We start from the raw sequence: 25,446 nt of genomic DNA, 5'->3' as shown, positions 1-25,446 counted from the left end.
AACCGTCAGTGCCGGCCCAGCCGGCGCAGACCCTTCTTGCGCGGCGCCTCGACAACCGGCAACGGTCCCGTCGGGGTGTCCTCGTGGTCGAGCCGCTCGATCACCCAATCGACGGCAAGGGCACCCGGCGACACACCACGCTCCTCGGCGAGCCTGCGCAACTGCTCGATCCGCATCGCCGGCAGCCGCAGCTGGAACACCTGCGCCGAACCGAACTTGCCCGTCGTCTCCGTCGCGTGCGCCTCCGGGGACAGCGCTGCGAGGTACGAGTCGAGCTCGACATCGTGATCACCGAGCTGGTCGGGACCACCCTTCGACGCGCTCCTCGGCTGCTCGACAGCCCGGTGCCGCGACTTCTGCCGCTCCCGCGGCGGGAGCATCGACGCCACGATCAGCCCTCGAGCGCAAACCCGGCAACAGCCACCGCGGCCGCCACCTCGTCGGTACCGAGCACCCGGTCGGCGAGCACCGTGACAGCGCCCGACGCCAGATCGACGTCGACAGCGGTGACCCCGTCGATCTCCGAAACCTCCTCAGTGACGGACAACACACAATGCTGACACGTCATCCCGGTGACGGTGACCTGAGTGCGAAAAGGGGCATCGACGGACATCTGTCCTCCTAGCGTGGGTACTCGCATCGTGACAGAGCGGCCTGAGCCTCTTGCGCGCGAGGTCCGTATCCGCAGCGTCACGAACCTGTCACGGCCGACCCCCTTAAGAGGGGTGCGGCCAGGGAGCCCGGTATGTAACGTCGTGGTCACGGCCACGGGGGTGGCTGCGGGGCGTGCCGTATCCGGGAGTGGGGTTCCCGATCGAGAAACGAGACGGCCGGCCGTCGCGGGCGACGCTGCCCGCAGGACGCCCCCGCAGGTCGCGGCATGCGAGACGACCGTGACGGGGAGGCGTCGATGAGCAGTGGTATCAGCAGCGTGCGGCGGGAGATCGGGGAAGACAGAGTGATGGGATCGGGATCAATCCCGAACCAGCGCTCCGCCGCCGACGCCTACCGGGTATCCGAAGACCAACTCCACCGCGCGCGCATGGTGGTGGCCAAGAACTCATCCGACTCCGACGACCTCCGCCAACTCCTCGACATGCTCGGCCTGATCTCCGCCAACCCGGACCTCCCACCGCCCGTCACCCGCTGACCAGCAACAAGACGGTGGACGGCCCCCCGGTTGCGAGGGCCGTCCACCGCCTGTCCTATGCTTGGCGAGCACCCAACGAACAGTCGTTGAAGGCGAGGACAGCGCAGGCGGTCCAAGTCCCCATCGTCTAGTGGCCTAGGACTCCGCCCTTTCAAGGCGGCAACACGGGTTCGAATCCCGTTGGGGGTACAGCTCCACCGAGAGGTAGAGTCCAGCACGACGCAACACAGCAAGGCCCAGTGGCGCAGTTGGTTAGCGCGTCGCCCTGTCACGGCGAAGGTCGCGGGTTCGAGTCCCGTCTGGGTCGCTCCACAACACGGCCAGGTAGCTCAGTTGGTACGAGCGACCGCCTGAAAAGCGGTAGGTCGGCGGTTCGACCCCGCCCCTGGCCACTCGGCCTCGGCTACGCATGCCACGCTTCGCGTTGGCCTGGTTGAGGCCATCGTTCTGTTTCTCTGGGGGGCGGAGCCCCCCAGACCCCCGCCCCGGGGGCTGCGGCCCTCGGACCCCCATCTTTGGGGCTTTGCCCCTTGCCCCCGCTTGTGGTTGCTTCGCGTTGTTGGGTTGCGGGTTTACTGGTGGTTTGGGGCTTCGCCCCTTGCCCCCGCTTGGGTCGCTTGCCGTCGTTGGGTTGCGGCCTCGGTGGGTGTTTGAGGGCTTTGCTTTGCCCCTTGTCCCCATCCTGGTTGCTTCCGTCGTTCCGTTCCGTTGCGGGCGGATCGGGGGCAGGGTTAGGGCTCGTCGGTTGGAACAGGCAGGCTGGCTGCGACGCTGCTCATCTTCTGGACGAGGCGGTGGATGTCGCCGGGGACCTGCGTGAATCTCTGCCTCGGGTAGAAGGTGGCGGCGACATCGTCGACCGCGTCGACGACGATGAACCGGGCTCCGACGCTGCCGTCGTCCGCCACACGAAGGTGCGGCAGGTGTGGTTGCGCTCAGCGTGTAGTGCGCTGTCGAACCTGGCTGTGCTGTGTGTCGTTGAGGGCGAGGTCGATGAAGATCCGCGAGGCCGGTAGAAGGCTCCGCCCCTTGCCTCGCTCGTGGTTGCGTTCGGTCGCGGCGCGCTACACGTTGACGGTGCAGATGACGAAGACCCGGTAGGCGCCCGTAGTGAGGTGGAAGAACGTCGTCCCCCACTGCCGTGCTTCGTTGCCGTCGTTGGTTCCGCCGAACGTGCCGGAGGCTCCGAGTGGGCCGGTCTGGCTCAGGTGGTGCGCCAACGCCCCGTAGTCGAGCTGGCCCGAGGCCAGCCCGAGCCCGCCACCGGTCACCCGCCTCGCCAACGGGCAGCTGACCTGGATCTCGCTCACGGTCTGTTCGGGCTGCTGGACGGTCGTCTCCTGCACGGTGGCGGTGGAGGAGGTCGAGCACAACGCGTAGGCGGCGTACCTCATGTTCTCCCCGAAGCCGTTGGACACTTGAACGTCGGCGTGCCAGCCGCGGGCGACGTCGTTGTCGACGGTGTTGGCGGCGAGCCCGGTCTCGTCGACGGGCCCGCTCAACCGGATGCTCCAGGCTTCCTGGTGGGTGAGCTCGCCGGCCCCGCCCCCGACGGCGCGCCTGCCGGCGGGGCACATGGCGGTGCCGATCTGGTTGTCCTGCCCCCCGGTCAAATGGGTCACCTCGACCACGGCATCGGAGATCATGGAACACAGCGCGAAGACCCTGATCGTCTGCGGATCGGGGTTGACGTTGTGGTTGCGGACCATGGCGAACCACGACCGCGCGACGTCGCCGTTGACGGTGTTGGCGAACTGGCCGGTCTCGTCGACCGGTCCGCTCTGCGCGACGGTGAGGTGCCGTTCCTCTGCGACGGCGCCGACACCGCCGCCGACCACGCGCTTCCCGGCGGGGCACGTGGCGATCCCGCTGGCCCGCTTCCCGGACTCGACGACGAACGACGACTCCTCGACGGTGGGAGCGCCCGGAAGCGCCTGCGCCGTCCCCGTCGCGATCGCCGTGCTCGCCACCACGAGCGCGACCACCACGACCGTCCGCCCCACCGCAAGCCATCCACCCGTGCGAGCGAGGATCGTGGCGCCGTGGCGATACCGGATGCGTAGCGCACTACCCGAATCGCGAGCGGCGCCATCGCCCGCATGGCGCACACATGTGATGCCAGGAGAGTGGCTTTCAGGTGAATCGTCTCAACGGTCGTGGTCGGCCAGGGTCAGGTGGGCTTCACGAGACCGCTCACCTACCGGCGGACCGGGGGCATGGTCAACGCGCACTGGCTCACATGTCGACGTGAACGGCTGCGAGCTGATCAACCCGCAGGCATGAACAACAGTGAGTTGATCGAGTCCCGGGGGGGGGGGGGCCGCACCATCCGGTGCCGTCCATGATCACCAGCTCGGTGCACGAACCGACCAAAATGGGTGGTCTACGCGCCGAGACGGTGATCATGAGCCTGGCCCCGGGGCCCGCCGACCTACCTGCGAGCAGGATGCGTGCGCAACACACACCCCGGCCGGCCCCAATCCTGGGTCGAGTGTGACCGGGCATGACCGCGCAGACCGCCGTGCAGACCGCCGTGCACACCGCCGCGCAGACCTAGGCGTGTCCTCGCAGACCGCCCACGCTCTGCGAAGACACACCGGGCTCTGCGAGGTCGCCGATAGCTCACCCCGGAGGTTGGGGGAGGGCAGGAAAGCCACTTTCCGGCCCTCACAGGGCAGGAAAGTGGCTTTCCGGCCCTCACGTGCGCAACGCACACACCCTGGCCAGTCCCACGGCCCGACCCCGGGCCGCGGGTCGCTCGTGCACCGGTTCGCCTTCCTGGCGCCGGCGGGCTGCCTCAGTGGGCCGGGGTCGAGACGCAGACCATGGTGGTGTCTTCCAGTGCCTCCACCATCCCGGCGGCCTGCTCCGGGACGTGGATGAAGTCGCCGGCACGGGCCGTTCTGGTGTCGCCTTCAACTCCCACGCGCACCGCACCGCTGAGCACCACCCAGACCTCCGTGTAGGGGGCGGGGAGGGGAGCGCTCGCGCCTGCTTCGAAGAACGCCGTGTAGGCGCTCATCGGGCCGCCCGCCTCCTTGCCCAGGGCAGGGCTGATCCGGATCTTGTCGCTGAAGCGCAGGGCGTCGTCGCCGATCGTCGAGCTGAACGTGCGGGCACGTGCGGGCGGGGCGGGCATCGTCAGGCCTCGAGCTCGATCGCGGCGACGGCGAGCACGGGCGGCGATTGCAGCTTCAGCTCGCGCGCGATGGCCGGGATGTCGGGGTCCGCGAGGAAGCCCTCGTAGTCCTCCGCGTCCCAGTCGAAGACCGACCACACCCGGTGCGGGTCGTCGGGATCGAAGTACGCCCGGGCGCCGCGGCAGCCGTGCTCCCGGCGCTTCGCCTCTCCGATCGTCTCGAAGATCTCCATGAACCGATCGGGGTCGGTGACCCTGGCGATGGTGACGATCACTTCCAGCTCCTCGGCGCGGCGGACAGTCGATCATGACCGTAGAACCTCGACCTAGGTCGAGGTCAAGGGTGACGGCCGCCCGGTCCCGTCAGCTCAGGACGCCCAGGGTGAGCTCAGGTGTGGACCGGGTGACGGGGAGGTCGGGCTGGGACAAGGCGGCTTCGAGGATCTCGGCGGCCATTCCGGGATCGCAGGGGTGGTTGTCGAACTCGATGCCCACCCCCGGTTCGTAGCCGCCGCGCTCCGGGGCGTCGGCCTTGAAGACGATGCCGGGGTCGATGGGCACCCGGTACTCGCAGCTGCCGCCCACCTCCGTCACGAACGCCTTGTGCCCGGCCAGCTCCACGACCGCGTCGCGCTCCTCGAAGAACGACTCCATCTGCACCGTGATCTTCGGGCTCAGCTCGGGGTCCGACCGGAACGTGCAGCTGTACGGGTTCTGGCCGCTCACGTAGGTGCGGTTGCGCTGGTCGTCCTCCGGCCAGGCCGCCAACGCCGGCGCCAGCGCGAGGCACGGGTCCTTGCCGTACAGGCTGATCGTCGGCGACGTCAGGCCGGCTGCGACGAGCGGAGGCTCCTTCAGCTTCGGCAGCAACGCCTCCGTGTACCGCTCCGCGACCTCGCACACCGCGCTGCGGGTCTCGTCGGCCGTCGTGAGGAGGCCGACCTCGATGCCGAACTGCTCCTGGACGGGTAGGAAGAAGCTGCACTGCGCACCGAGCGTCGGCGCGCCCTCCTTCGGCGGCTTCTCGCGGTGCACCGTCGTCCCGCCGAGCTCGACGCGCTCGTGCGTCCGTGCCACCGCCGGCCGGAGCAACGTCTCGACATCGATCCACCACGCGTGCTCGCCGCCGGCGTGCCGCACCGACAACGTGCACTTGTTGAGGACTGCCGGCGGCACGAGCGACATCCGCCGGCCGCCGGTGATCGCCTCCGCCGCCTCGACGTCGTGCGCGGCGCACAGATCCCACGTGCGCATCGTCGCGAGAGTTCCGGCGAACTGGCGGAAACCGTTCTGGTAGGTCAGCTCGACCGCTGGTGCGGCGGCCGGCGGGGCGGAAGCGTTCGGGCCGGCCGAGCCCACGACGGTCGTCGAGCAAGCGGCGAGCCCGACGACCAACAGCGCTGCGACGGCCGAGGTCGCGGATCTACGGCGCAGCATCGTTTCCAGTTCACGGTGGGGAGCGGGCAGCCGCACGCTCCCCACGGCCGGCGCGCCCCACTCGACGTTTCAACGATCACGGAACTGATGCCCCACGGCAGTGATCCTCCGTCACCGCGCGATCACTTGACGCGTCCGGCCATGACCGGCGTCACAGTCCGCCGGGGGGCCTCCCGCGCTGTTCTACTGTCAACGGGACGGCGTGGCACCCCTTCGCCGTTGCTCGCCCAGTACGTGCATGTCGCCGCTCGCCAGCGGCCGGTGGACCTTCGTCTACTGACGTCGGGACAGCGCGCGGCTAGCATTACCCCAGATGGGGGGCATGCGATCGTGACGGTGGCCCGGTTGAAAGGTTTCAGGGGGATGGGACTGTCTCGGCAGCGGCCGATCGGGGTAACCCATTGGGCCATCTGGTCGCTGCCGCGCCGCGTCCTCTTCCTGATCTTGACCGTCGAGCTCGTCGCCGTCGCTGCTGTCGCGGCATCCGCCACCACCGCTGCCACCGTCGGCCCGGCGCTGTTCGCCGAGGGCGACCTGCTCGTGTTCGCCGTACTGGCCGGCGCCGGGATCATCAGCACGGAGGCGTCGCTCGGGGTCGAGCGGGCCCGGCACCGCAGGGAGGACGGCCCGCACATCGACCTCAGCTCGGTGTGGGCATTCGCGGCCGCCGCGCTGCTGCCCGGTTTGCTGGCGTGCGCCGTCGTGATCGTCATCTCCGCCCACCTCTATGCCCGCAGCTGGCGGAAGGTCGGCGTCCCGCCGTACCGCGTGGTCTTCAGCGTCGCGACGGTGCTGCTCGCCGTCCATGCGGCGGCGTCCGTGCTGCACCTCGTCGACGAGAGCACGCTTTTCAGCACCGCCATCGGTCTCGTACCGGTTGTGCTCGCGGTGCTGACATACGCCGCGGTCAACATGTTCCTGGTCGTCGCGGCGATCGCCTTGAACGGGCAGGACCGGCACGTCCCGCGGTTCGTCCAGCTCCTCCGTCATGGTGACGACGCCGTGCTCGAGTTCGCGACGCTGTCGATGGGTGCGCTCGTCGCCGGGGCGATGAGCGCGTTCGGCGCGTACTACGCGGTGCTCGTGCTGCCGCCGCTGATCGTCCTGCACCGCACCGTGCTCGTGCGGCAGCTGGAGGAGGCAGCCAGCATCGACGGCAAGACGGGTCTGCTCAACGCCGCGGCGTGGCACGCGAAGGCCGGGCGCGAGCTGCGCAGGGCCGAGCGGGCCCAGGAACGGGCCGCCGTGCTCGTGCTCGACCTCGACCACTTCAAGCTCGTCAACGACCGCCACGGCCACCTCGTCGGCGACACCGTGCTGGCCGCCGTCGCGGCCGCCGTGCGGGCCGAGGTGCGCGACGACGACCTGGTCGGCCGCTTCGGCGGCGAGGAGTTCGTCGTGCTGCTGCGCGGCGTCGACGTCGACAACAACCGCACCGGCGCCGAAGCCGTCGCCGAGCGCATCCGGCGCCGGATCGCGGCGCTGGAGGTCGAGGTGCCCGGTCCGCACGGTCCGGCGGTGCTCGACCAGTTCACGGTCTCGATCGGCGGTGCCGTGAACCCGCCGGACGACCTCGACCTCGCCCGCCTGATCGCCTGCGCCGACACCGCGATGTACGAGGCGAAGCACCGCGGTCGCAACCGCGTCCGGATGGGCCTGCAGCCGACCCGCGACACCGCCTAGGGCGCTCCTAGCCCGCGCCACCCGGGCCGGGTTTGCCAGGAAAGTGGCTTTCCTGGCGCCACAGGACAGGAAAGTGGCTTTCCTGGCACCGCGTGCGCAGCCTGCACGTGGCACCATCGTGCGTCCGCACGATCACCAACGGGAACGCCGATGTCGACCACTTCGTCCCACTTCACGGAGCGGCCGCGCCGCGCCGGACGGCGGCCGGTCACGTCCCGCTCCGAGATCGAGCACATCGCGCTCGACATGTTCACCGAGCGCGGCTTCGACACCACCACCGTCGACGACATCGCGACGGCCGCCGGCATCGGCCGCCGAACGGTTTTCCGCTACTACGCGTCGAAGAACGACATCCCGTGGGGCGCGTTCGACGAGCAGCTCGACCGCATGCGTGCCATGTTCGACGCGCTCCCGCCCGACATCGCCGTGATGACCGGCATCCGGCTGGCCGTGCTGGACTTCAACGACGTCGACCTCGACGAGCAGCCGTGGCACCGCAGGCGGCTACGGCTGATCCTCGGGACGCCGGCGCTGCAGGCGCACTCGACCCTGCGCTACACGGCGTGGCGGCAGGTGGTCGCGCGGTACGCGGCCGGCCGGCTCGGCGTCGCTCCCGACGGCCTGCTGCCGCAGACGGTCGGCCACGCCTGCCTCGGTGTTGCGCTCGCGGCGTACGAGCACTGGCTCAGCGCTGAAGGCAGTGAGCTGCGCGACCTGCTGGACACCGCGTTCCGGTCGCTCGAGCACGGTCTGGTGACCACCCTCCCCTGACCGCGGGACCCCGATGGCGCAATCCCGGCTGCCGCCGGAGCAGATCCGGAAAAGAAGCCGGAAATGGCCGGTGGCGTGCTGCCACCGGCCATTTCCGGGTATGAGGGATCGAAATGTCAGCCAACCGGGAGGGGCGGCAATGCCGGTGCCGGCAGCCCCGGCAACGCCGGGGTGGCGGGCAGCGAGGGCGGGCAGGGGACCTGCTCCGGCACGGCCGCGGCCGGGTCGACAGGCATGTCGGCGCCGGGCAGCGCAGGCAGCGCCGGTGCGGGCAGCCCCGGAGCTGCTGGCGCGCAGGCGGCCGGCGGCGTGGACGGAGCGCCGGGGACCGGCAGCGGAACAGGCAGCGGCGGCACCGGAACGGGCAGGTCGACGGGCAGCTTCGGCACCGGGAGGTTCGGCAACGGCACCGGGAGCGGCGGCAACGGCAGCGGTAGCAGCTGCTCCGGCTGGACGTCCGCGTCGGTGTCGGGCGCTGCGGCCGGCAGCGGCAGGTCGACCGGTACGGGCAGCGCGGGCGCCGGCAACGCAGGTAGTGGTGGCAATGCGGGCACGCCGGGCACAGCTGGCAAGGCAGGCACGTCGACGGGTAGCGCCGGTACGTCGACGGGCAGCGCAGGCACGTCGACCGGCAACCCGCCGCCCAGCAACCCGCCGAGCAGGCCGCCGACCAGCCCGGCCAGGCCGTCGACGGGCAACGGTGGCAGCTGCTCGACCGTGTCGTTCGCGCCGTCGCCGGCGACCGGTGCCTCGGCGGCCTGCGCGGATCCCGCACCGACGACTGTGATCAACGCTCCCGCCGCCACCGCGGCAATCGAGAGAGTCATTTTCCGACCCCGCATCGGAGCCTCCCCGCATTAGACGGACGATGTCGGGGGAGATCATGCGACTGCCCTCTTTGCCGCGCCAAGGTCGAATGCGGGAAGCCGAATGGAAATGCGCTTTCGGCGGGCGACCGTCGGTGATCAAGTACGGTTCGGCCCCCGGTTCGGGGGTCCCCCGACCTGATTGCGAACGTCCCTCGTCACCCTTCAGCACCTCACGTAACCGCGCCGGGGTGTGTCGTTCGACGCTGTCGTCACCCGACGGCGTAGGAGTTGTGCACTCCTACCTGAACGGGGCGTGTCGCTACCGACCGTGCGGAGAATGTCCGAAGAATCTCACTGGGAGTCACGAGCGGGCGCTCGACCGGACCCGTGCACAGGCCTCGGAACAGCCAGGATGCCGCCGCTCGGGCACGGCGCGTCGACCATCGACCTGCGGAACCAACATCCGCTCGGCGCTTCGTCCATGCAGCTCACCATGCCCGCGTGATAGGTTCTGCCGCGGTTGCAGTCGTGTCTTCCTCGATCGTTGTGAAGCGTCCGTGGAGAGTGACGGTGGGCTTCACAGGCGTACGAAGAGATCTTCTGCGGGCGTCGGTGTTCCCCGTGCAGCCGCCGGTCGGCACAGTGTCGGCCGGATCCGCTTCACGTATGGAGAACAGGTATGCCGCAGGGCACCGTCAAGTGGTTCAACGCCGAGAAGGGCTTCGGCTTCATCGCCACCGACGACAACGGTCCGGACGTCTTCGTCCACTACTCGGCCATCCAGTCGGACGGCTTCCGCACGCTCGAAGAGAACCAGCGTGTGGAGTTCGAGTCGAGCCAGGGCCAGAAGGGTCCGCAGGCCGACACGGTCCGCCCCATCTGACAGCCCCTCGGAGCTGAACTTCGGTGCCGGTGACCTTTCGGGGTCGCCGGCACCGGCGTTTTTCCGGCTCGATCAGCCCGATCAACCCTTGAAGATGGGCAGCAGCCACTCGGCGGTCCGGGCCAGCCCTTCCTCGATCCCCGCCGGCCGGAAGCCCAGCGCCTTCGCGCCGGCGTCGTCGACCCGCATCGGCGGGATGTGGCCGTACACCTCTGTGCGACGCGCGAACGTCGTCGCGTCCGGCCCGAGCGACGAGCCGAGCGGCAGCGCCCGCACCGGCTGCCCGCCGACGAGCTCCGCGAACCTCCGCACCACCCGTCCCGCGGGCGCGACCTCGCCGCAGAGCAGGTAGCGACGGCCCGGCTCGCCGTGGTCCAGCGCCAGCAGGTGGCCCTTCGCGACGTCCTCGGCGAGCACCCACGCCATCGCGGCGTCGACGACCTCCGTGACCTCGCCCCGTGCGGCGGCGAGGAACAGCTCGTTGTACGACTGCGGACCGCGCGGGCTCTTCCCGTAGACGCTGCCGGGGCAGACGACGGTCGCGCGGAGTCCGTCCGACACGGCTTCCATGACGAGGTCCTCGGCCTCGGCCTTGCTCGCCGAGTAGGAGTCGGTGAGCGCGGGCGGCCCGACGGGCCGTTCGGACACGAGACCGGTCTTGTCGATGAGCGCGGCCCCGCTGCTCGTGTAGACCAGGCGCGGCACCCCGGCGGCGCGCACGGCGGCCAGCAGCGACCGCGTGCCCTCCACGTTGCTCTGCCGGTTCTCCTCCGCGCTGTGCCCGATGGCGGCGGCGAGGTGCAGCACGCCGGTGCACCCGCGGGCCGCCCGCTCGAGCGCGTGGACGTCGGAGAGGTGGGCCACCACGATGTCGACGCCGGCGGGGAGTACCCGCCGAGCCGCTTCGGGGTTGCGCACGACGGCACGGACCTCCCGTCCTTCGCGCAGCAGCAGCTCCACGAGCGTGCTGCCGAGGAAGCCCGCCGCACCGGTCACCATCAGCATCGATCGATCATGCCGGCTGCTGTGGACGGCCGCCGTCCGGGGGCTGTGGCACGGCCCACGATCGATACAAGGCATGGCTAACCACACGCCGTTGGTCGACGCCGGCACGCGACGACCGGCACTGACACGTCGGGCGGACCAACCGTCGATGTCCGTTCGCAGCGCCTTCGCCTGCCGTTCGTCTCGCATCGCGGAAAGCTGCGGGATGCGCAACTTCCGCTCGTCTCGGGGTCCGGTCCGGCCGCCGCCCGCCACTGCCGCCCGCGTTCCCTCACCGTCATGCTCAGTGTTGAGAGTCACAGAGACGTGCAGAGATCTTCCGGGGTTGGCCGGTCGAAACGGAGGCTTGAGATGTCGGGCTGGGACAGCTACCGCGTCGTGTACGGCGCGGAGCTGCGCGCGGCGGCGCACGAGTTCGAGGACCACGGCTGGCCCGTGGTCGAGCGGGACGCCACCACACTGCTGCTGGTCACCGGCACGGTGCTCGACATCCTCGAGGTACCTGCGTCGTTCGGTCGTCAGGTCTGCGCGCATCTGCGAGACGCCGGCGAGGTCGTCCCCGTGGGGGCGGCGCCCACCGGCGAGTGGTGGTTCCCGATGAGCATGGGGAGCACGCTTCCGGCCGAGCTGCGCGACACCGCCGACGTCCGTTTGCACACCGCGGGCGAGATGGTGCTCGCCCCGCCGTCGGCGGTGCCCGACGGCTGGGTGCACTGGCGAGTGGCCCCCGCGCTCAGCAGCTATCACGTGCCGTCAGCCGACCTGCTCCTCCATTCCGCCGTCGACGTCGCTCGATGGCGAGCCGATCATGCGTTGCGTCCGGGTGCCCAGCGGCCCGCCGGCGCGATGGCGGTCGGAATGCGGTCCTAGAACCGCAAACCGGCAACCCCGGTTCTGCTTCCGCTGCAGCGGCACATCTGCCGCGCCGGGAGTCCGGGGACGCCGGTGGTGCGGCGCCCGAGGGTGCGTTCCTCCCTCGCCGAGCTGCCGCACCACGAACGTGGCCGGGGTCGGTGGAACACCATCGACCCCGGCCAAGCCATTCCACGGCACTATGGACTGGTGCAGACTTCGCCGTTGCCTCGACCGGTTGTCGAGGTCGGGCTCGGGTTCGGCCGCGTCGACGAGACCACCCGGGCGGCCGATCTCCGCCGCATGAAGCAGTTCGCGACCGGCCTGCTGCTCGCCGCGACCGTCGTGTTCCTGCTGGCCCGCTGGTGGGAGGTGAACGACGGCCCGGTCTGGATCGGGTACGTGCGGGCGACGGCCGAGGCCGGCATGGTCGGCGCGCTCGCCGACTGGTTCGCCGTCACCGCGCTCTTCCGTCGGCCGCTCGGGCTGCCGATCCCGCACACGGCGATCATCCCGACGAAGAAGGACATGATCGGCAACAGCCTCGGGTCGTTCGTCGGCGAGAACTTCCTCGGCGAGACGGTCGTGCGCGACAAGCTGGCGCGGGTCGAGGTCTCGGCGCGCGTCGGCGCGTGGATCGGCAAGCCCGAGAACGCCGACCGCATCACCGCCGAGCTCGCGACGGCCGCGCGCGGGGTGGTCACCGTCTTGCGCGACGACGCCGTGCAGGAGGTCATCGAGCAGGTGCTCGTCCGGAAGCTGATGGAGCGCCCGATCGGGCCGCCGTTGGGCACCGTGCTCGAGGGTGTGCTCGCCGACGGTGCCCACCACCGGCTCGTCGACCTCGTCTGCGACCGCGCCTACGACTGGGTCACGGGCAACCACGACATGGTGCTGCGGATCGTGCACGACAGGGCGCCGTCGTGGTCGCCGCGGTTCGTCGACGACCTGATCGCCGACAAGGTGTTCCTCGAGGTCCAGGCGTTCGCGTGGGCGGTGAAGACCGACCCCGAGCACCCGCTGCGCAAGGCGATCGACACGTTCCTCGTCGAGTTCGCCACCGACCTGCAGCGCGACCCCGACACCATCGAGCGCGCCGAGCGGATCAAGCAGCAGGTCGTCAACCACCCCGATGTGCAGAAGTTCATCGGGCAGGCCTGGGGCACGGTGAAGGGCCTGATCCTCGACGCGGCCGCCGACCCGTCGAGCGCGCTGCGCACCCGGGTCCGCGACGGCATCGTCGCGCTCGGCGAGCGGCTCTCCTCCGACGCCGAGCTGCGCGGCAAGGTCGACGGGTGGCTCGGCGACGCCGCGGGTTACGTCGTGCGCCACTACCGCGACGAGATCACCACGCTGATCACCGACACCGTCGCGCGATGGGACGCGGAAGAGACCTCCCGCAAGATCGAGCTGCAGGTAGGGCGCGACCTGCAGTTCATCCGGATCAACGGCACGGTCGTCGGCGCGCTGGCCGGCCTGGTGATCTACACGGTCGGGCAGCTGGCATTCGGGGGGTGACCCCTCCACGGTCGGGTAGGGCCTGGACGCCGTCGTTCGCGAACTCCCGCCGTCGCGGCTTACCGTGGAGGGATGGCACGGACAGGGTCGGCGACACTCGACGAGCAGCTGTGCTTCGCCCTCTACACGGCGTCGCGGGCGATGACGAGCCGCTACCGCCCGATCCTCGACTCGATGGGGCTCACGTACCCGCAGTATCTCGTGATGCTGCTGCTCTGGGAGCGCGGCGACACCCCCGTCACCGCGATCGGGCACGCCGTCCAGCTGGAGACGGGCACGCTCTCGCCGCTGCTGAAGCGGCTCGAGGCGATGGGGCTGGTCACCCGCACCCGCAAGGTCGACGACGAGCGTTCGGTGGTGGTCTCGCTCACCCCTGCCGGCCGGGCGCTGAAGAGCCGCACGGCCGCCGTGCAGGCGGAGATCAAGGAAGCGTCCGGGCTGACGCTGGAGGAGCTCAAGGAGCTGCGCGGCACACTCCAGGAGCTGACGAAACGTCTGCGGGGAGTCGGCAACTAGTGCGGTGGCCACGGACGTTGCCGGGTTGATCGCGTGATCCAGGCGGCGCGTCGCAAGGCGCCGCCCGCAGCTCAGACCGGGCGTCTTTGCAAGGGCGGCAACGCCGCGAGGCGTCGTCTGGGCGCGCGAGCGACCCGGTAGACGTTTGTGGCCGCCGCACTAGGCTGTTCGGACTCTGCCCATGACGAACCCGGGGGATGTCCGTGACCGCCCAGCAGCTCGACCGGCTCGGTGAGCGCCCGCTGTGGGAGCAGCTGCTCGCCGACCTGCGCCGCAGGCTGGACGTCGACGAGTTCTCCGATGCCTTTCCCGGCGAACTCGCGCTCGTCGCGGAGTACGGCGTCAGCCGCCACACCGTCCGGGAGGCGGTCCGGCGGCTGCGCGAGGAAGGGCTGGTGATCGCCGGCCGTGGCCGCACGCCGCGCCGCGCGGAACCCGCCGAGATCGAGCAGTCGCTGGGCGAGGTCTACAGCCTCTTCACGGCCGTTGAGGCGACCGGGCAGGTGCAGCGCAGCGTCGTGCGCACCCTCGACGTCCGCGCCGACGGGGTGGTCGCGGCCAGGCTCGGCCTGGAGGAGTCGACGCCGCTGGTGCACCTCGAGCGGCTGCGGCTCGCCGACTCCGACCCGCTTGCCGTCGACCGCGTCTGGATGCCCGAGGCGCTCGCCGCGCCGCTGCTCGACGTCGACTTCGGCCGCACCGGCCTCTACGCCGAGTACGCCGCGCGCTGCGGTGTGCGGGTGACCGGCGGCACCGAACGGATCAGGGCCGTCGTGCCGGACGCCGCGGAACGCCGGCTGCTCGGCATCGGCAGCGACATCGCGGCGTTCGCCATCGACCGGCTCGGCTGCGCCGGCGAGCGGCCCGTCGAGTGGCGCCAGACGCTGGTGCGCGCCGATCGCTTCAGCGTGACGGCGCGCATGTCCGCCCGCGACGGCTACCAGCTCGACGGCAGCGGCTGAGCTTTCCCCTTTGCCTCAGGCGGTGGGCACCGAGACGCCGATCCCGCCCTTCGTGTCGGCGCCGTACCGCTCGATCTCGGCGGCGATGTCGAGCGGGGCGGTCATGGGGCCGTCGCCGACGGGCAGGTGCTGGGCCGGGACGAGCCAGCAGACCTCGAACTCGATCCCGTCGGGGTCCTTCGCGTAGAGGGCCTTCGTCGTGCCGTGGTCGGACGCACCGACGAGCGAGCCGTGCTCGGTGAGGACGCCGGCGATGCGCTGGAGCTCGGCGAGCGTGTCGACCTCCCAGGCCAGGTGGTAGAGCCCGATGCCGCCGGCCGCAGCGCCCCCGGTAACGCCGGCGGCGAACAAGCCGAGATCATGGTCGTTCGTCGAGTCTTCTGCCTGCAGGAACGCGGCCCGCCCTGGCATTTCGGTCTTCACCCGGAAGCCGAGTGCCTCCGTGTAGAAGGCGACGCTGCGGTTGACGTCACTGACACGGAGGACGGCGTGGTTCAGGCGTTGGACGGGCATCGTGAGCTCCAGGCTGTTGAGAGTTCAACTTCTACTGTAGGCCAAACCAATGAAGGTTCAAATGTCTTCCCGTAGTATGGACGCCGTGGACGGTCAGGAGCCGCGCTGGCTGAGCGACGACGAGCTGGACGCGTGGCTGTCCTACGTCGCCTCGTCAACCCTGCTCGAAGCCGCGCTCGACCGCCAGCTCCAGCGCGACGCGGGAATGCCGCACGCGTACTACCAGATCCTCGCCATGCTCTCCGAGGTTCCTGGCCGCTCGTTGCGGATGAGCGACCTCGCGGCGATCACCCAGAGCTCGCAGAGCCGGCTCTCGCACGCCGTGAGCCGGCTCGAGTGCAACGGCTGGGTGCTGCGCGAGCCGTGCCCGGGCGACCGACGCAGCACGCTGGCGCGTCTGACCGACGCCGGGTTCGAGGCGCTCGCCGCGGCCGCTCCCGGCCACGTCAGCACCGTGCGGCACCACCTGTTCGACCGGCTCAGCTGCGACCAGGTCCGGCAGCTGCGCGAGATCTGCAACACGATGCTGCAGGGCCTTGCCGCTGATCCGGAGCAGGCGAAGCGTCCCGGCCCGCGGCGTTGACCGCCCGTCGATCCATCGCGGCAGCACTCCTCGTCGCAGCGACCTTCGTCACGGCGCTGGCGAGCGGCTGCTCGGCGGCGGTGACCGGCTCGGCCGCGCCCGACCCCGTCGCGCTGACCACGCCGGCGCCCTTCCCGACGCCGACCGGGGACGAGTACGCCGACCCCGACGGCCGGTTCCGGCTGGTCCCGCCGCCCGGCTGGGTCGTCGACACGTCGGGGCAGCAGGAGACCGCCGTACGGTTCGTCGACCCCGAGCCGACGTTGACCCCCGCCGGCCCGAAGGCTGCGAACGTCAATGTCTTCGTCGTCGCGGCGGGCATCGACCTGACCAAGACCGTGCTGGGCACCCGGCGCGAGCTCGGCGGCGTACCTGGCTACAAGAGGCTCGTCGACGAACCCGCGACGCTGCACGACGGAACGCCCGCTCACGTCTTCGGCGGCACCTTCACCGATCGGCAGTCGGGCGTCGAGCTGCGCAACGTCCAGGTCTACGCGGTGCGTGACGGCACGACGATCGTTGCGACCGGCACCGCCCCTTCGGAGAGCTGGAGCAGCTACGAGGCCACGTTCACAACGATCGTGCACTCCCTCTCCGTCGCCGGCTGACCCCCGACTTCCCCACCGTTTTGTGCACTTGCGCGCCGTTCCGGCGCGCATCCACCCAAAACGGTGGGGAAGTTGGCGGCTGGCAGAGTTGCGGCCATGGGAACCCTGGTGTTGCTCCGACACGGCCAGAGCGTCTGGAACGCCGAGAACCTGTTCACCGGTTGGGTCGACGTGCCGCTCTCCGAGACGGGGGAGCAGGAGGCGCGCCGCGGCGGCGAGCTGCTGGCCGCGGCCGGGCTGCTGCCCGACGTCGTGCACACGTCGCTGATGCGGCGCGCGATCAGCACGGCCAACCTCGCGCTCGACGCGTGCGACCGGCACTGGATCCCCGTCCGCCGCGACTGGCGGCTCAACGAGCGCCACTACGGTGCGCTGCAGGGCAAGAACAAGAAGCAGACGCTCGACGAGTTCGGCGAGGAGCAGTTCATGCTCTGGCGCCGCTCGTACGACGTCCCGCCGCCGCCGATCGAGCTCGGCTCCGAGTTCTCCCAGGACGCCGACCCGCGCTACGCCGACCTCGGTGCCGACCTGCCGCTCACGGAGTGCCTCGCCGACGTCGTCGAGCGTTTCATGCCGTACTGGGAGTCGGCGGTCGTGCCCGACCTGCGCGCCGGCAAGGTCGTGCTGCTCGCCGCGCACGGCAACTCGCTGCGCGCGCTCGTCAAGCACCTCGACGGGATCTCCGACACCGACATCGCCGGTCTCAACATCCCCACCGGCATCCCGCTGCGCTACGAGCTCGACGACGAGCTGCGCCCGACCGTCCCCGGCGGCGAGTACCTCGACCCGGAGGCGGCGGTCGAGGCCGCGGCGGCGGTGGCGGCGCAGGGGCGCTGACCCGACCCGTCCGCATGAACCCGTCCGCATGAACGTGGCGTGAACGGCGGTGGAAATCTGCCGCTCGAAGGCGTCACCAGCATCACGCCACGGCGTCTGAACTGGATTCCAGCAGGGTAGGCCTGCCTACCATGCCGTCATGACCGCATTGGTCGGCGTGCTGATCGCTGCCGCGGCCCTCGCGCTCGGTCTCGTGATCGGGATGCAGCTGGGCCGTCGGCGCGAGGACGTCGTTCCCGAGCCGGAGGCGCCGCCTCCCGCGCCACCTATGGCCGACCTGTTGCAACGGGTCTTCGACTCGGCCGACGAGGGTCTGGTGGTGCTCGACCGCACCGGCGACGTCGTCCTGCACAACCCGCGGGCGGAGCTGCTCGGTGTGGTCCGCGACGGGCGGCCCGACTCGCGGGCGGCCGCCGCGTGCCACCGGGTGCTGCAGACCGACACCCCGGCCGCCGTCGACCTCTCGCCGCTCGACCAGCGCGGCCGCCAGCCGGCCGCGGTGCTCGCGCACGTCCGACCGCTCGGCGACGGCTACACGATGGTCGAGGCCGGCGATACGTCGGATGCCGTGCGGTTGGAAGCCACCCGACGCGACTTCGTCGCGAACGTCAGCCACGAGCTGAAGACGCCGGTCGGCGCGGTCGGGCTGCTCGCCGAGGCCGTGCTCGACGCGGCCGACGACCCGACCGAGGTCCGCCGGTTCAGCACCAAGATCCTCAACGAGGCCACCCGGCTGGGCAACCTGGTCACCGAGCTGATCGCGCTCTCCCGGCTCACCGGCGCCGAGCGGCTGCCGGAGCTCTGCGAGGTGGACGTCGACGAGGTCGTCCGCGAGGCGCTCGCGCGGGCGCGGCTCTCCGCGGAGGGGGCCGGGATCGAGATCAACGTCGACGTCCCGACCGGGCTCACCGTCGAAGGCGATCTCACGCTGCTGGTCACGGCCCTGTCCAACCTCGTCGAGAACGCGATCGCGTACTCGCCGCGCGAGGCGTCGGTGTCGGTCTCGCGGCGCAAGCTCGGCAGCTGGGTGGAGATCGCGGTCACCGACCGCGGCATCGGGATCGCCCCGGAGCACCAGAAGCGGGTCTTCGAACGGTTCTTCCGGGTCGACCCGGCCCGGTCGAGGGCGACCGGCGGCACCGGCCTCGGCCTGGCGATCGTCAAGCACGTGCTGGCCAACCACGGTGGTGAGGTGCGGCTGTGGAGCAGCCCCGGCACCGGATCCACGTTCACGATGCGGCTTCCGGCCGCCGTCGAGTTGAGTGCTGTCAAGGACGACGCACTGCCCGTCGCCGCCCGGCGACCGGCCGACCTGCCCGACCGCGTCGGGTGAGCAGTCCTTTCAGGAGGGCACAGACATGACCAGGGTGCTGATCGTCGAGGACGAGGAGTCCTTCGCAGACCCGCTCGCGTTCCTGCTCCGCAAGGAGGGCTTCACCACCGCGGTCGCCGCGACCGGTCAGGACGCGCTCGAGGAGTTCGACCGCAACGGCGCCGACATCGTGCTGCTCGACCTCATGCTGCCCGGGATGAGCGGCACCGACGTCTGCAAGGCGCTGCGCACCCGCTCGACCGTCCCGGTGATCATGGTGACGGCCCGCGACAGCGAGATCGACAAGGTGGTCGGGCTGGAGCTGGGCGCCGACGACTACGTCACGAAGCCGTACTCGGCGCGCGAGCTGATCGCCCGCGTCCGCGCGGTGCTGCGGCGCGGTGGCGAGGCCGGGCCCGAGGCGGACGGGCTGCCCGGGGTGCTGGAGGCCGGTCCGGTCCGGATGGACGTCGAGCGGCACGTCGTCAGCGTCAACGGTGCGGACGTCGCGCTGCCGCTCAAGGAGTTCGACCTGCTGGAGTACCTGCTCCGCAACGTCGGGCGGGTCCTGACCCGCGGGCAGCTCATCGACCGCGTCTGGGGCGCCGACTACGTGGGCGACACGAAGACCCTCGACGTCCACGTGAAGCGGCTGCGCTCGAAGGTCGAGTCCGACCCGAGCGCGCCCAAGCACCTGGTGACCGTGCGTGGGCTCGGTTACAAGTTCGAGTCCTGACCACCCGTCCAGGTTCCCCACCGTTTTGTCTACTTGCGCACCCCAGAGGGCGTGCAAATGGACAAAACGGTGGGGAAGTCTTGATCTCTTGTGGCTGTGGGTAAACGGGCCTGCGCGCTGAGTAGCCCCTTCGGTAACGGGGACGTCACGGCATGGGCGTAGCCTGTGGCCCGTGCGCTTGGGTGTTCTCGACGTCGGGTCCAACACGGTCCATCTCCTTGTCGTCGACGCCCACCGCGGCGGCCACCCGACTCCGATGACATCGGAGAAGGACCAGCTGCGCCTCGCCGAGCACCTCGACGACGCCGGAGCGCTCACCCGGGCCGGCGCCGACGCCCTGGTCAGGACGGTCGCCAAGGCGAGCCGGTCGGCGGAGGCCGCCGGCTGCAACGACCTGCTCGCGTTCGCGACATCCGCGTTGCGCGACGCCACCAACTCGGCGGCCGTGCTCGCCAGGGTGAGCTCGGAGACGGGGGTCGCGCTGCAGGTGCTGCCCGGCGAGGACGAGGCCCGCTACACGTTCCTCGCCGTCCGCCGCTGGTACGGCTGGTCGGCGGGCCGCCTGCTCGTGCTCGACATCGGTGGCGGCTCGCTCGAGCTCGCGGCCGGCCGCGACGAGCACCCGGCTGCCGCGGCGTCGTTGCCGCTCGGCGCCGGCCGGCTGACGCGGGAGTGGTTCCGTTCCGACCCGCCTTCGCGCCGCGAGATCGACGTCCTGCGCCAGCACCTCGACGCCCAACTCGAACCGGTCGCCCGCAAGCTGCGCAGGGTGGGCGAGCCGGAGCTGGCCGTCGGGACGTCGAAGACGTTCCGGTCGCTCGCCCGCCTGACCGGCGCCGCCCCGTCCAGCGCCGGCCCGCGCACCCGGCGGGTGTTGACCGACGTGGGGCTGCGCCAGCTCGCCGCCTTCATCACCCGGATGTCCAGTGAGGACCTCGCGGAGCTGGAGGGCGTCAGCACGAGCCGGGCCCACCAGCTGGTCGCCGGGGCGCTCGTCGCGGAGGCGGCGATGCGCGCTCTGAACCTCACACAGCTCGAGATCTGCCCGTGGGCCTTGCGCGAGGGTGTCATCCTTCGGAGGCTCGACACGCTCGATGGGACGGCCCAGATCGACCGTTCGGCGCAGGACTCGCCGGGTGGTCTTGGACGCTTGACGACGTACGAGGCACGGTGTACAGGATGACTTCCGAGACCGACCACCCACGGCAGCGCACAGTCGCCGAGCTCCTCGCCGAGCACGGCGAGGCCGGCGCTGCGACCGGTCGTCGGCGTCGGCGCAGGGCAGCCGACGACGATGACGAAGGCGCTCCGGCGCCTCCGCCCGTCGCGGCCCCGCCGGTCACGGCTCAGCGTGAAGGCGGCCGGCGTGCCGCTCCGCCGCCTCCACCACCCCCGCCACCGCCGCCAGCGCGTGAGCAGGAATGGGACTACGGCTACGACGAGCCCGCCCGCGGCGGGTACGAGGCCGACCAGATCGATCCGTGGGACCGCGACGCCGCAGCGGAGACCTACGACCCGCCGCCCCGCGGTCGCGCCCCCGAGCCGTCGCAGTGGGAGCAGGAGTTCGAGCCCGCCGACCGCGGCTTCGACCCCGAGCCTCCGGCATGGGACCGGGGTGCGCCGCCCGCCCCGCCGCCACCGCCCGGCCCCGGACCCTCCCGCCGATCGCGCGAGAGCGAGGCGCCGCCGTGGCAGAACGCGGAACCGGCCGCCGCACCGCGCACCGAACGGCATCCCGTCGTTCCGCCCGTCCGTCCGCAGGCCGACGACCCGCACATCGACCGGCCGACCGACCAGATGCCTGCCGTACGGCCCAAGCGCAACGGGGTGCGCGACCCCGGGCTGACCGGGCCGATCAAGCATCGCGACCTGAACGCCCCTGCCCCTGCCCCTGCTGCCCCCGAGGACGAGCCCCGGTACGACGAGCCGGACAGCGCTCCCATGGCACCGCCGCCGGCCATGCCCGGGGGCGAGCCGCGCAAGGGCAGGGCTGCCCGACGGGCCGGCGCCGATGACGGCGGCCCGCCGACCGCGGCGTCCGCGCCGGTCTTCGAGGACCACCCGGCCGGCCTCGACGGCGACTACCCGGCCGACTACGACGCTGACTACGACGGCTACGAGCAGGGCGAGTACCCGCCGACCGACTTCCCGAACGACGACGAGGACGACGACGAGGACGGCCCGCCGAAGCGGCGGATCATGACCGATGAGCCGTCGTCCCCGGCCTCGGCCGGCCAGGCCTGGGCCGCGGTCGTCGGGCAGTGGATCGTCGGCGCGATCGGTGGCGCCGCGCTGTGGGTCGGCTTCCGGTTCCTCTGGCGCGAGCTGCCGGTGGTTGCGCTGGCGGCTGCCGCGTTGGTCACGATCGGCCTCGTCGTGATCGTGCGTGCGCTGCTGCGCAACAACGACCTGCGCACCACGCTGTCGGCCGTCGGCGTCGGGTTGCTGCTGACGGTCTCGCCCGCGATCCTCGTGCTGCTCGGCAGATGATCTCGGGGCACCCGGCGCCGCCGGTCGCGCTCTCCTCGGCTTCGGTCTACCCGGAGTCGTTGCGCGCAGCGTTCGAGATCGCCGCGGAGCTGGGCTACGACGGGATCGAGCTGATGGTCTGGTCGGAGCCGGCCAGCCAGGACATCGCCACCGTGGCCCGGCTTGCGGAACGGTTCGGGGTGCCGGTGCTCGCCATCCACGCGCCCTGCCTCGTCGTCACGCAGAGGGTGTGGGGTTCCGACCCGCTCGTGCGCCTGCGGCGGTCCGTGGAGGCCGCTGAGCGGCTCGACGCACGCACCGTCGTCGTGCACCCGCCGTTCCGCTGGCAGCGCCGCTACGCCGCCGAGTTCGCCGACGAGGTCGCGCGGGCCGGTGAGCACGCCGGCGTCGCGCTCGCGGTGGAGAACATGTTCCCGGTCGTGCGCGGCAACCTGCGCACGGTGCCCTACAGCCCCGGGTTCGACCCGACGGACGTCGGGCACCAGCACTACACGCTCGACCTCTCGCACACCGCCGCCGCGGGCTCGGACGCGCTCGACATGCTCGACCGGATGGGCGACGGTCTCGCGCACGTCCACCTCGCCGACGGCAGCGGCGCGCCCCGCGACGAGCACCTCGTCCCGGGCCGCGGCACGCAGCCGTGCGCCGAGATCTGCGAGCGGCTCTCGACGTCCGGGTACACCGGGGTCGTGGTGCTGGAGATCAGCACGCGGCGCTGCCGCACCCGCGACGAGCGCATGGCCCTGCTCGCCGAGTCGCTCCTTTTCGCGCGCCTGCACCTGCAGCCGACGGCCCGCACACCCGCCCGCGCCTAGCCGGCGGTCCCAGCTTGCCCCGGGAGGGCAGGAAAGTCCGTCATTGCCCTCCGGGGGCTGCCAGGAGGGATGTGAATCCGTGCTGGGCGCCGCTCGGGTGTGCGGCCGCGGTGGGGTCGGGCGGTGGTCGAGGGTGCCTGGAAAGCCACTTTCCCGGCGTGTGGGGCCGGGAAAGTGGCTTTCCCGGCAATGTGTGCGTCCCGCACCCACTTTCCTGAGCCCGCCCGGCGCGGCGGTCCCTGCCCACACCCGCGGGACCCGGGCCGTGCCGATGGGGCGGGCGTGCCTACGACGCAGGTCACAGCCGGCCACGAGGCCCGCGTGATAGACGTAAAGACATGTCCTTGCGCCGATGTGGCACCACATGACGACCGACCTGACCGCTCTAACCGCGCCAACCGCGCCGCCGTTCAGCAGCGCGCTCGCGGTCGAGCCGGTCGGCGACGGCCGTTACACCGCGGAGCTCGGCCCGGACTGGGCGGTCGGCCCCAAGGCGCACGGCGGCTTCCTGATCGCGCTGCTGGTGAAGGCCGGGCTGGCCCGGCTGGCGACGGAGGGTCCGGCGGTCGATCCCGTCGCCGTCTCGACCGACTTCCTGCGCGCGCCCGACCTGGGGTCCGTCGAGCTCGCCACCGACGTCGTCAAGCTGGGGCGCACCGTCTCGGTGGTCGCGGTGCGGATGCTCCAGAACGGCCGCACGATGCTCACGGCGACCGTCACCGGCGGCGCGCTGCCCGACACCGAGCCGTTGTGGGCTGACCTGCCGGACGTGCCTGCCGAGCCGCCGGCCGACGCGATCGACCGCAGTGCGGAGGAGTCGTCGGCGTTCCGGATCGCGAGGGTCTGCGACCTGCGGCTGGATGAACCCACCGCGGCGTTCGTCCGCGGCGAGAAGGCGCCGCCGGTGCTGCGCGGCTGGGCCCGCCCGCGCGGTGAGCCGGCCGACGTCCTATTCGCGCTGGTCGCGGGCGACATCCTGCCCCCGACGGTGTTCAACGTGACGGGCGCGTTCGGCTGGGCGCCGACCGTGCAGCTCACCGCCTTCCTGCGGGCCCGGCCGGCGTCGGGGTGGCTGCGGATCGAGTCCCGCACGGCCGCCGTGACCGGGCAGTGGTTCGACGAGGACGTCACCGTGGTCGACGAAGCCGGCCGGATCGTCTGCCAGGCCCGCCAGCTCGCCCTCACCCCGGCCCGCTGAGCCGTCGACAACGACGTTATGGCTGTTGTGAGCGCTAACAAACAGCCACAACGTCGTTGTCGACGGTGCGCGCTACCGTCTGACGCATGACACGGATTGCGGTGCTCGGCGCCGGCAAGATCGGGGAGGCCCTGCTGGCGGGCCTGCTCGGCGCGGGCCGGTCGACCGACGAGCTGATGTTCACCGAGCGGCACCCCGAACGGGCCGCTGAGCTGACCGAGCGATTGCGCGTGCCGTCGGTCGGGGTCGCGGAGGCGGCCGAGCGCGCCGACATCGTCGTGCTCGCCGTCAAGCCGCAGGACATCACGCCCGTGCTGGACGAGCTCGCGCCGGCGGTCCGCCCCGGGACGCTCGTCGTGACGCTGTGCGCGGGGCTGCCGACGTCGCTGTTCGAGGCGGCGCTCCCGGCTGGCACACCGGTCATCAGGGTCATGCCGAACACCCCCATGCTCGTCGGCGAGGCGATGAGCGCGATCTCGCCGGGCAGCCACGCGACCGACGACCAGCTGGCCGTCGTCGAGAAGATGCTGGCGTCCGTCGGGCGGGTCGTGCGGGTGCCGGAGTCGCAGCAGGACGCCGTCACCGCGCTCTCCGGTTCCGGTCCTGCGTACTTCTTCTTCCTGGTCGAAGCCATGATCGACGCCGGGATCCTGCTCGGCCTGCCGCGCACTGTCGCGGCCGACCTCATCGTGCAGTCGGCGTTCGGCGCCGCCCGGATGCTGCGCGAGTCGGACGACCACCCGGTGCTGCTGCGGGAGGCCGTCACGTCGCCGGCGGGCACGACCATCTCCGCGATCAGGGAGCTCGAGAAGCACGGGGTGCGGGCCGCGTTGATCGCGGCCATCGAGGCCGCGCGTGATCGATCCGTGGAATTGGGTCGCTCGGCGGAACGTGGTTGACCCGATCGGACGATCACGGATCACCCTGACGCGGACCTGTATTCCACACATGAGTGAGGTGGCCGGTCGAACTCGTCACACGGGCCCCGCTAAGCTCACGCGGAACACCGGGACGATGCCGCGTAGCAGGCGTCCGGTGCGACCCACGAAAGCGGTGATCGGATGGCGACGGAGCACCCCGAGATCCACCTGGCACAGGTGCAGTTCCTGACCGTTGCCGAGGTCGCGGCGATGATGCGGGTGTCCAAGATGACCGTGTACCGCCTGGTGCACAGCGGCGAGCTGCCGGCCGCTCGTGTCGGCAGGTCGTTCCGGGTGCCGAAGCGGGCCGTCGAGGACTACCTCCGCAGCGCCTACTTCGACGCCGGCTGACCGCCGGGCCGCATCCCAACGGGATAGGCCCACGTCGGCTGCGGGAGCCGCCGGTAGGATGGGCCACCGGTCAGTGTTCGGCCACGCGCGCGCTCGTCGGGCTGCGTCGGGCCGGGTCTCTTCACCGCGTTATCGCGACCCCTGGGTCGCGCCACGATCAGGAAGGTCCGACGCATGGGTTCAGTCATCAAGAAGCGCCGCAAGCGGATGTCGAAGAAGAAGCACCGCAAGCTGCTTCGCAAGACCCGCGTGCAGCGTCGCAAGCTCGGCAAGTGACCAGTAGCGCCCGGTGGACCGATCCACCGGGCGCTTTCTGCGTCTTCCGGCGTCGTTGCTGCACGACATCACAGGTGCGCCC

At 71.1% G+C, this 25,446-nt stretch carries 30 protein-coding genes and 3 tRNA genes; 23 read left to right on the top strand and 10 right to left on the bottom strand.

The annotated features are described in order from the left end of the window. Positions 1–5: 5 nt before the first annotated feature. Together LL648_RS02405 and LL648_RS02400 are read right to left on the bottom strand one after the other, a co-directional pair. Positions 6–380 (bottom strand): hypothetical protein, encoded by a 375-nt coding sequence (locus LL648_RS02405; protein ID WP_232660689.1) that lies wholly within the window; start codon positions 378–380, stop codon positions 6–8. Positions 381–391: 11 nt separating this feature from the next. Next, on the bottom strand, positions 392–613 hold the full coding sequence (locus LL648_RS02400) for a heavy-metal-associated domain-containing protein (RefSeq protein ID WP_232660688.1): 222 nt from the start codon (positions 611–613) through the stop codon (positions 392–394). A gap of 297 nt (positions 614–910) precedes the next feature. Between LL648_RS02400 and LL648_RS02395 the strand changes: the two genes are divergently transcribed. From LL648_RS02395 to LL648_RS02380, 4 genes are all read left to right on the top strand, one after another. Then, positions 911–1,150 carry a hypothetical protein gene (locus LL648_RS02395; protein ID WP_232660687.1) on the top strand — a complete coding sequence of 80 codons (240 nt, stop codon included), beginning with the start codon at positions 911–913 and terminating at the stop codon, positions 1,148–1,150. Between the two features lie 116 nt (positions 1,151–1,266). Continuing rightward, positions 1,267–1,339, top strand: a tRNA-Glu gene (locus LL648_RS02390). Positions 1,340–1,383: 44 nt separating this feature from the next. Next, positions 1,384–1,457 (top strand) — tRNA-Asp (locus tag LL648_RS02385). Between the two features lie 11 nt (positions 1,458–1,468). Continuing rightward, positions 1,469–1,542, top strand: a tRNA-Phe gene (locus LL648_RS02380). 339 nt (positions 1,543–1,881) lie between these two features. Here the strand turns inward: LL648_RS02380 and LL648_RS02375 are convergent. The 5 genes from LL648_RS02375 to LL648_RS02355 all read right to left on the bottom strand — a co-directional run bounded on the left by LL648_RS02375 (position 1,882) and on the right by LL648_RS02355 (position 5,726). Further along, the gene (locus tag LL648_RS02375) at positions 1,882–2,058 is read right to left on the bottom strand and encodes a hypothetical protein (RefSeq protein WP_232660686.1); all 177 of its coding nucleotides are present in this window, start codon (positions 2,056–2,058) and stop codon (positions 1,882–1,884) included. A gap of 156 nt (positions 2,059–2,214) precedes the next feature. Next, positions 2,215–3,153, bottom strand: coding sequence for a hypothetical protein (locus tag LL648_RS02370; RefSeq protein ID WP_232660685.1), 939 nt, complete (start codon positions 3,151–3,153; stop codon positions 2,215–2,217). A 794-nt stretch (positions 3,154–3,947) separates the two neighbouring features. After that, positions 3,948–4,289 (bottom strand): cupin domain-containing protein, encoded by a 342-nt coding sequence (locus LL648_RS02365; RefSeq protein ID WP_232660684.1) that lies wholly within the window; start codon positions 4,287–4,289, stop codon positions 3,948–3,950. Between the two features lie 2 nt (positions 4,290–4,291). Then, a complete protein-coding gene (locus LL648_RS02360; RefSeq protein WP_232660683.1) occupies positions 4,292–4,564 on the bottom strand; it encodes an antibiotic biosynthesis monooxygenase in 273 nt (90 codons plus the stop codon). Between the two features lie 88 nt (positions 4,565–4,652). Continuing rightward, positions 4,653–5,726 (bottom strand): hypothetical protein, encoded by a 1,074-nt coding sequence (locus tag LL648_RS02355; protein WP_232660682.1) that lies wholly within the window; start codon positions 5,724–5,726, stop codon positions 4,653–4,655. A 363-nt stretch (positions 5,727–6,089) separates the two neighbouring features. Here LL648_RS02355 and LL648_RS02350 point away from each other — a divergent pair, with 363 nt between their 5' ends. After that, positions 6,090–7,409 (top strand): GGDEF domain-containing protein, encoded by a 1,320-nt coding sequence (locus LL648_RS02350; RefSeq protein WP_232660681.1) that lies wholly within the window; start codon positions 6,090–6,092, stop codon positions 7,407–7,409. Between the two features lie 150 nt (positions 7,410–7,559). After that, positions 7,560–8,180: a mycofactocin system transcriptional regulator gene (gene mftR, locus LL648_RS02345; RefSeq protein WP_232660680.1), complete on the top strand. Its 621-nt coding sequence runs from the start codon at positions 7,560–7,562 to the stop codon at positions 8,178–8,180. Positions 8,181–8,296: 116 nt separating this feature from the next. Here the strand turns inward: mftR and LL648_RS02340 are convergent, their stop codons facing one another. Next, positions 8,297–9,007 carry a hypothetical protein gene (locus LL648_RS02340; protein WP_232660679.1) on the bottom strand — a complete coding sequence of 237 codons (711 nt, stop codon included), beginning with the start codon at positions 9,005–9,007 and terminating at the stop codon, positions 8,297–8,299. Between the two features lie 661 nt (positions 9,008–9,668). Here LL648_RS02340 and LL648_RS02335 point away from each other — a divergent pair. After that, positions 9,669–9,872 (top strand): cold-shock protein, encoded by a 204-nt coding sequence (locus LL648_RS02335; RefSeq protein WP_220258687.1) that lies wholly within the window; start codon positions 9,669–9,671, stop codon positions 9,870–9,872. Between the two features lie 81 nt (positions 9,873–9,953). Here LL648_RS02335 and LL648_RS02330 read toward each other — a convergent pair whose 3' ends face one another. After that, positions 9,954–10,877: an NAD-dependent epimerase/dehydratase family protein gene (locus LL648_RS02330; RefSeq protein WP_232660678.1), complete on the bottom strand. Its 924-nt coding sequence runs from the start codon at positions 10,875–10,877 to the stop codon at positions 9,954–9,956. A gap of 351 nt (positions 10,878–11,228) precedes the next feature. Between LL648_RS02330 and LL648_RS02325 the strand changes: the two genes are divergently transcribed. From LL648_RS02325 to LL648_RS02310, 4 genes are all read left to right on the top strand, one after another. Next, on the top strand, positions 11,229–11,747 hold the full coding sequence (locus LL648_RS02325) for a bifunctional DNA primase/polymerase (protein ID WP_232660677.1): 519 nt from the start codon (positions 11,229–11,231) through the stop codon (positions 11,745–11,747). 285 nt (positions 11,748–12,032) lie between these two features. Then, positions 12,033–13,247 carry a DUF445 domain-containing protein gene (locus LL648_RS02320; protein ID WP_232660948.1) on the top strand — a complete coding sequence of 405 codons (1,215 nt, stop codon included), beginning with the start codon at positions 12,033–12,035 and terminating at the stop codon, positions 13,245–13,247. Between the two features lie 72 nt (positions 13,248–13,319). Next, positions 13,320–13,763 carry a MarR family winged helix-turn-helix transcriptional regulator gene (locus tag LL648_RS02315; protein ID WP_232660676.1) on the top strand — a complete coding sequence of 148 codons (444 nt, stop codon included), beginning with the start codon at positions 13,320–13,322 and terminating at the stop codon, positions 13,761–13,763. A 197-nt stretch (positions 13,764–13,960) separates the two neighbouring features. Beyond that, positions 13,961–14,725: a GntR family transcriptional regulator gene (locus tag LL648_RS02310; RefSeq protein WP_232660675.1), complete on the top strand. Its 765-nt coding sequence runs from the start codon at positions 13,961–13,963 to the stop codon at positions 14,723–14,725. Between the two features lie 15 nt (positions 14,726–14,740). Here LL648_RS02310 and LL648_RS02305 read toward each other — a convergent pair whose 3' ends face one another. Beyond that, positions 14,741–15,238 carry a VOC family protein gene (locus LL648_RS02305; RefSeq protein ID WP_232660674.1) on the bottom strand — a complete coding sequence of 166 codons (498 nt, stop codon included), beginning with the start codon at positions 15,236–15,238 and terminating at the stop codon, positions 14,741–14,743. A 76-nt stretch (positions 15,239–15,314) separates the two neighbouring features. On the opposite strand from LL648_RS02305, the gene LL648_RS02300 reads away from it, so the two are divergent. From LL648_RS02300 to LL648_RS02245, 12 genes are all read left to right on the top strand, one after another. Next, on the top strand, positions 15,315–15,821 hold the full coding sequence (locus tag LL648_RS02300; RefSeq protein ID WP_441344299.1) for a MarR family winged helix-turn-helix transcriptional regulator: 507 nt from the start codon (positions 15,315–15,317) through the stop codon (positions 15,819–15,821). After that, positions 15,818–16,429: a DUF1795 domain-containing protein gene (locus tag LL648_RS02295; protein ID WP_232660672.1), complete on the top strand. Its 612-nt coding sequence runs from the start codon at positions 15,818–15,820 to the stop codon at positions 16,427–16,429. Before LL648_RS02300 ends, LL648_RS02295 begins: the two co-directional genes overlap by 4 nt. A 96-nt stretch (positions 16,430–16,525) precedes the next feature. Continuing rightward, positions 16,526–17,266, top strand: coding sequence for a phosphoglyceromutase (locus LL648_RS02290; protein WP_232660671.1), 741 nt, complete (start codon positions 16,526–16,528; stop codon positions 17,264–17,266). A 139-nt stretch (positions 17,267–17,405) separates the two neighbouring features. Next, positions 17,406–18,599: a sensor histidine kinase gene (locus LL648_RS02285; protein ID WP_232660670.1), complete on the top strand. Its 1,194-nt coding sequence runs from the start codon at positions 17,406–17,408 to the stop codon at positions 18,597–18,599. Positions 18,600–18,624: 25 nt separating this feature from the next. Then, a complete protein-coding gene (locus tag LL648_RS02280) occupies positions 18,625–19,314 on the top strand; it encodes a response regulator transcription factor (protein ID WP_232660669.1) in 690 nt (229 codons plus the stop codon). A 172-nt stretch (positions 19,315–19,486) separates the two neighbouring features. Further along, positions 19,487–20,497: a Ppx/GppA phosphatase family protein gene (locus LL648_RS02275; RefSeq protein WP_232660668.1), complete on the top strand. Its 1,011-nt coding sequence runs from the start codon at positions 19,487–19,489 to the stop codon at positions 20,495–20,497. Further along, positions 20,494–21,804 carry a hypothetical protein gene (locus LL648_RS02270; protein ID WP_232660667.1) on the top strand — a complete coding sequence of 437 codons (1,311 nt, stop codon included), beginning with the start codon at positions 20,494–20,496 and terminating at the stop codon, positions 21,802–21,804. The genes LL648_RS02275 and LL648_RS02270 overlap by 4 nt, the downstream gene beginning before the upstream one ends. After that, positions 21,801–22,619 (top strand): sugar phosphate isomerase/epimerase family protein, encoded by an 819-nt coding sequence (locus LL648_RS02265; protein ID WP_232660666.1) that lies wholly within the window; start codon positions 21,801–21,803, stop codon positions 22,617–22,619. The genes LL648_RS02270 and LL648_RS02265 overlap by 4 nt, the downstream gene beginning before the upstream one ends. 364 nt (positions 22,620–22,983) lie before the next feature. After that, a complete protein-coding gene (locus tag LL648_RS02260) occupies positions 22,984–23,817 on the top strand; it encodes a thioesterase family protein (protein WP_232660665.1) in 834 nt (277 codons plus the stop codon). An 86-nt stretch (positions 23,818–23,903) separates the two neighbouring features. After that, positions 23,904–24,716 (top strand): pyrroline-5-carboxylate reductase, encoded by an 813-nt coding sequence (gene proC / locus LL648_RS02255; protein WP_232660664.1) that lies wholly within the window; start codon positions 23,904–23,906, stop codon positions 24,714–24,716. A 162-nt stretch (positions 24,717–24,878) separates the two neighbouring features. Next, complete coding sequence (locus LL648_RS02250) at positions 24,879–25,088, top strand: helix-turn-helix domain-containing protein (protein WP_232660663.1); 210 nt, start codon at positions 24,879–24,881, stop codon at positions 25,086–25,088. A 174-nt stretch (positions 25,089–25,262) separates the two neighbouring features. Next, a complete protein-coding gene (locus tag LL648_RS02245; protein WP_010241351.1) occupies positions 25,263–25,364 on the top strand; it encodes a 30S ribosomal protein bS22 in 102 nt (33 codons plus the stop codon). Positions 25,365–25,446: the final 82 nt, after the last annotated feature.

It is taken from the genome of Pseudonocardia sp. TRM90224, assembly GCF_021245725.1.
Taxonomy (GTDB): Bacteria; Actinomycetota; Actinomycetes; order Mycobacteriales; family Pseudonocardiaceae; genus Pseudonocardia.
The sequence above is the reverse complement of the archived record's forward strand: the minus strand, read 5'-3'. Positions and strand labels throughout refer to the sequence as shown.

Coding starts and splice junctions, on each gene's coding strand:
- LL648_RS02405 (WP_232660689.1), bottom strand. CDS start 380: ATGCTCCCGCCGCGGGAGCGGCAGAAGTCGCGGCACCGGGCTGTCGAG.
- LL648_RS02400 (WP_232660688.1), bottom strand. CDS start 613: ATGTCCGTCGATGCCCCTTTTCGCACTCAGGTCACCGTCACCGGGATG.
- LL648_RS02395 (WP_232660687.1), top strand. CDS start 911: ATGAGCAGTGGTATCAGCAGCGTGCGGCGGGAGATCGGGGAAGACAGA.
- LL648_RS02365 (WP_232660684.1), bottom strand. CDS start 4,289: ATGCCCGCCCCGCCCGCACGTGCCCGCACGTTCAGCTCGACGATCGGC.
- LL648_RS02355 (WP_232660682.1), bottom strand. CDS start 5,726: ATGCTGCGCCGTAGATCCGCGACCTCGGCCGTCGCAGCGCTGTTGGTC.
- LL648_RS02350 (WP_232660681.1), top strand. CDS start 6,090: ATGGGACTGTCTCGGCAGCGGCCGATCGGGGTAACCCATTGGGCCATC.
- mftR (WP_232660680.1), top strand. CDS start 7,560: ATGTCGACCACTTCGTCCCACTTCACGGAGCGGCCGCGCCGCGCCGGA.
- LL648_RS02340 (WP_232660679.1), bottom strand. CDS start 9,007: ATGACTCTCTCGATTGCCGCGGTGGCGGCGGGAGCGTTGATCACAGTC.
- LL648_RS02335 (WP_220258687.1), top strand. CDS start 9,669: ATGCCGCAGGGCACCGTCAAGTGGTTCAACGCCGAGAAGGGCTTCGGC.
- LL648_RS02330 (WP_232660678.1), bottom strand. CDS start 10,877: ATGCTGATGGTGACCGGTGCGGCGGGCTTCCTCGGCAGCACGCTCGTG.
- LL648_RS02325 (WP_232660677.1), top strand. CDS start 11,229: ATGTCGGGCTGGGACAGCTACCGCGTCGTGTACGGCGCGGAGCTGCGC.
- LL648_RS02320 (WP_232660948.1), top strand. CDS start 12,033: ATGAAGCAGTTCGCGACCGGCCTGCTGCTCGCCGCGACCGTCGTGTTC.
- LL648_RS02315 (WP_232660676.1), top strand. CDS start 13,320: ATGGCACGGACAGGGTCGGCGACACTCGACGAGCAGCTGTGCTTCGCC.
- LL648_RS02310 (WP_232660675.1), top strand. CDS start 13,961: ATGTCCGTGACCGCCCAGCAGCTCGACCGGCTCGGTGAGCGCCCGCTG.
- LL648_RS02305 (WP_232660674.1), bottom strand. CDS start 15,238: ATGCCCGTCCAACGCCTGAACCACGCCGTCCTCCGTGTCAGTGACGTC.
- LL648_RS02300 (WP_441344299.1), top strand. CDS start 15,315: ATGGACGCCGTGGACGGTCAGGAGCCGCGCTGGCTGAGCGACGACGAG.
- LL648_RS02290 (WP_232660671.1), top strand. CDS start 16,526: ATGGGAACCCTGGTGTTGCTCCGACACGGCCAGAGCGTCTGGAACGCC.
- LL648_RS02285 (WP_232660670.1), top strand. CDS start 17,406: ATGACCGCATTGGTCGGCGTGCTGATCGCTGCCGCGGCCCTCGCGCTC.
- LL648_RS02280 (WP_232660669.1), top strand. CDS start 18,625: ATGACCAGGGTGCTGATCGTCGAGGACGAGGAGTCCTTCGCAGACCCG.
- LL648_RS02270 (WP_232660667.1), top strand. CDS start 20,494: ATGACTTCCGAGACCGACCACCCACGGCAGCGCACAGTCGCCGAGCTC.
- LL648_RS02265 (WP_232660666.1), top strand. CDS start 21,801: ATGATCTCGGGGCACCCGGCGCCGCCGGTCGCGCTCTCCTCGGCTTCG.
- LL648_RS02260 (WP_232660665.1), top strand. CDS start 22,984: ATGACGACCGACCTGACCGCTCTAACCGCGCCAACCGCGCCGCCGTTC.
- proC (WP_232660664.1), top strand. CDS start 23,904: ATGACACGGATTGCGGTGCTCGGCGCCGGCAAGATCGGGGAGGCCCTG.
- LL648_RS02250 (WP_232660663.1), top strand. CDS start 24,879: ATGGCGACGGAGCACCCCGAGATCCACCTGGCACAGGTGCAGTTCCTG.
- LL648_RS02245 (WP_010241351.1), top strand. CDS start 25,263: ATGGGTTCAGTCATCAAGAAGCGCCGCAAGCGGATGTCGAAGAAGAAG.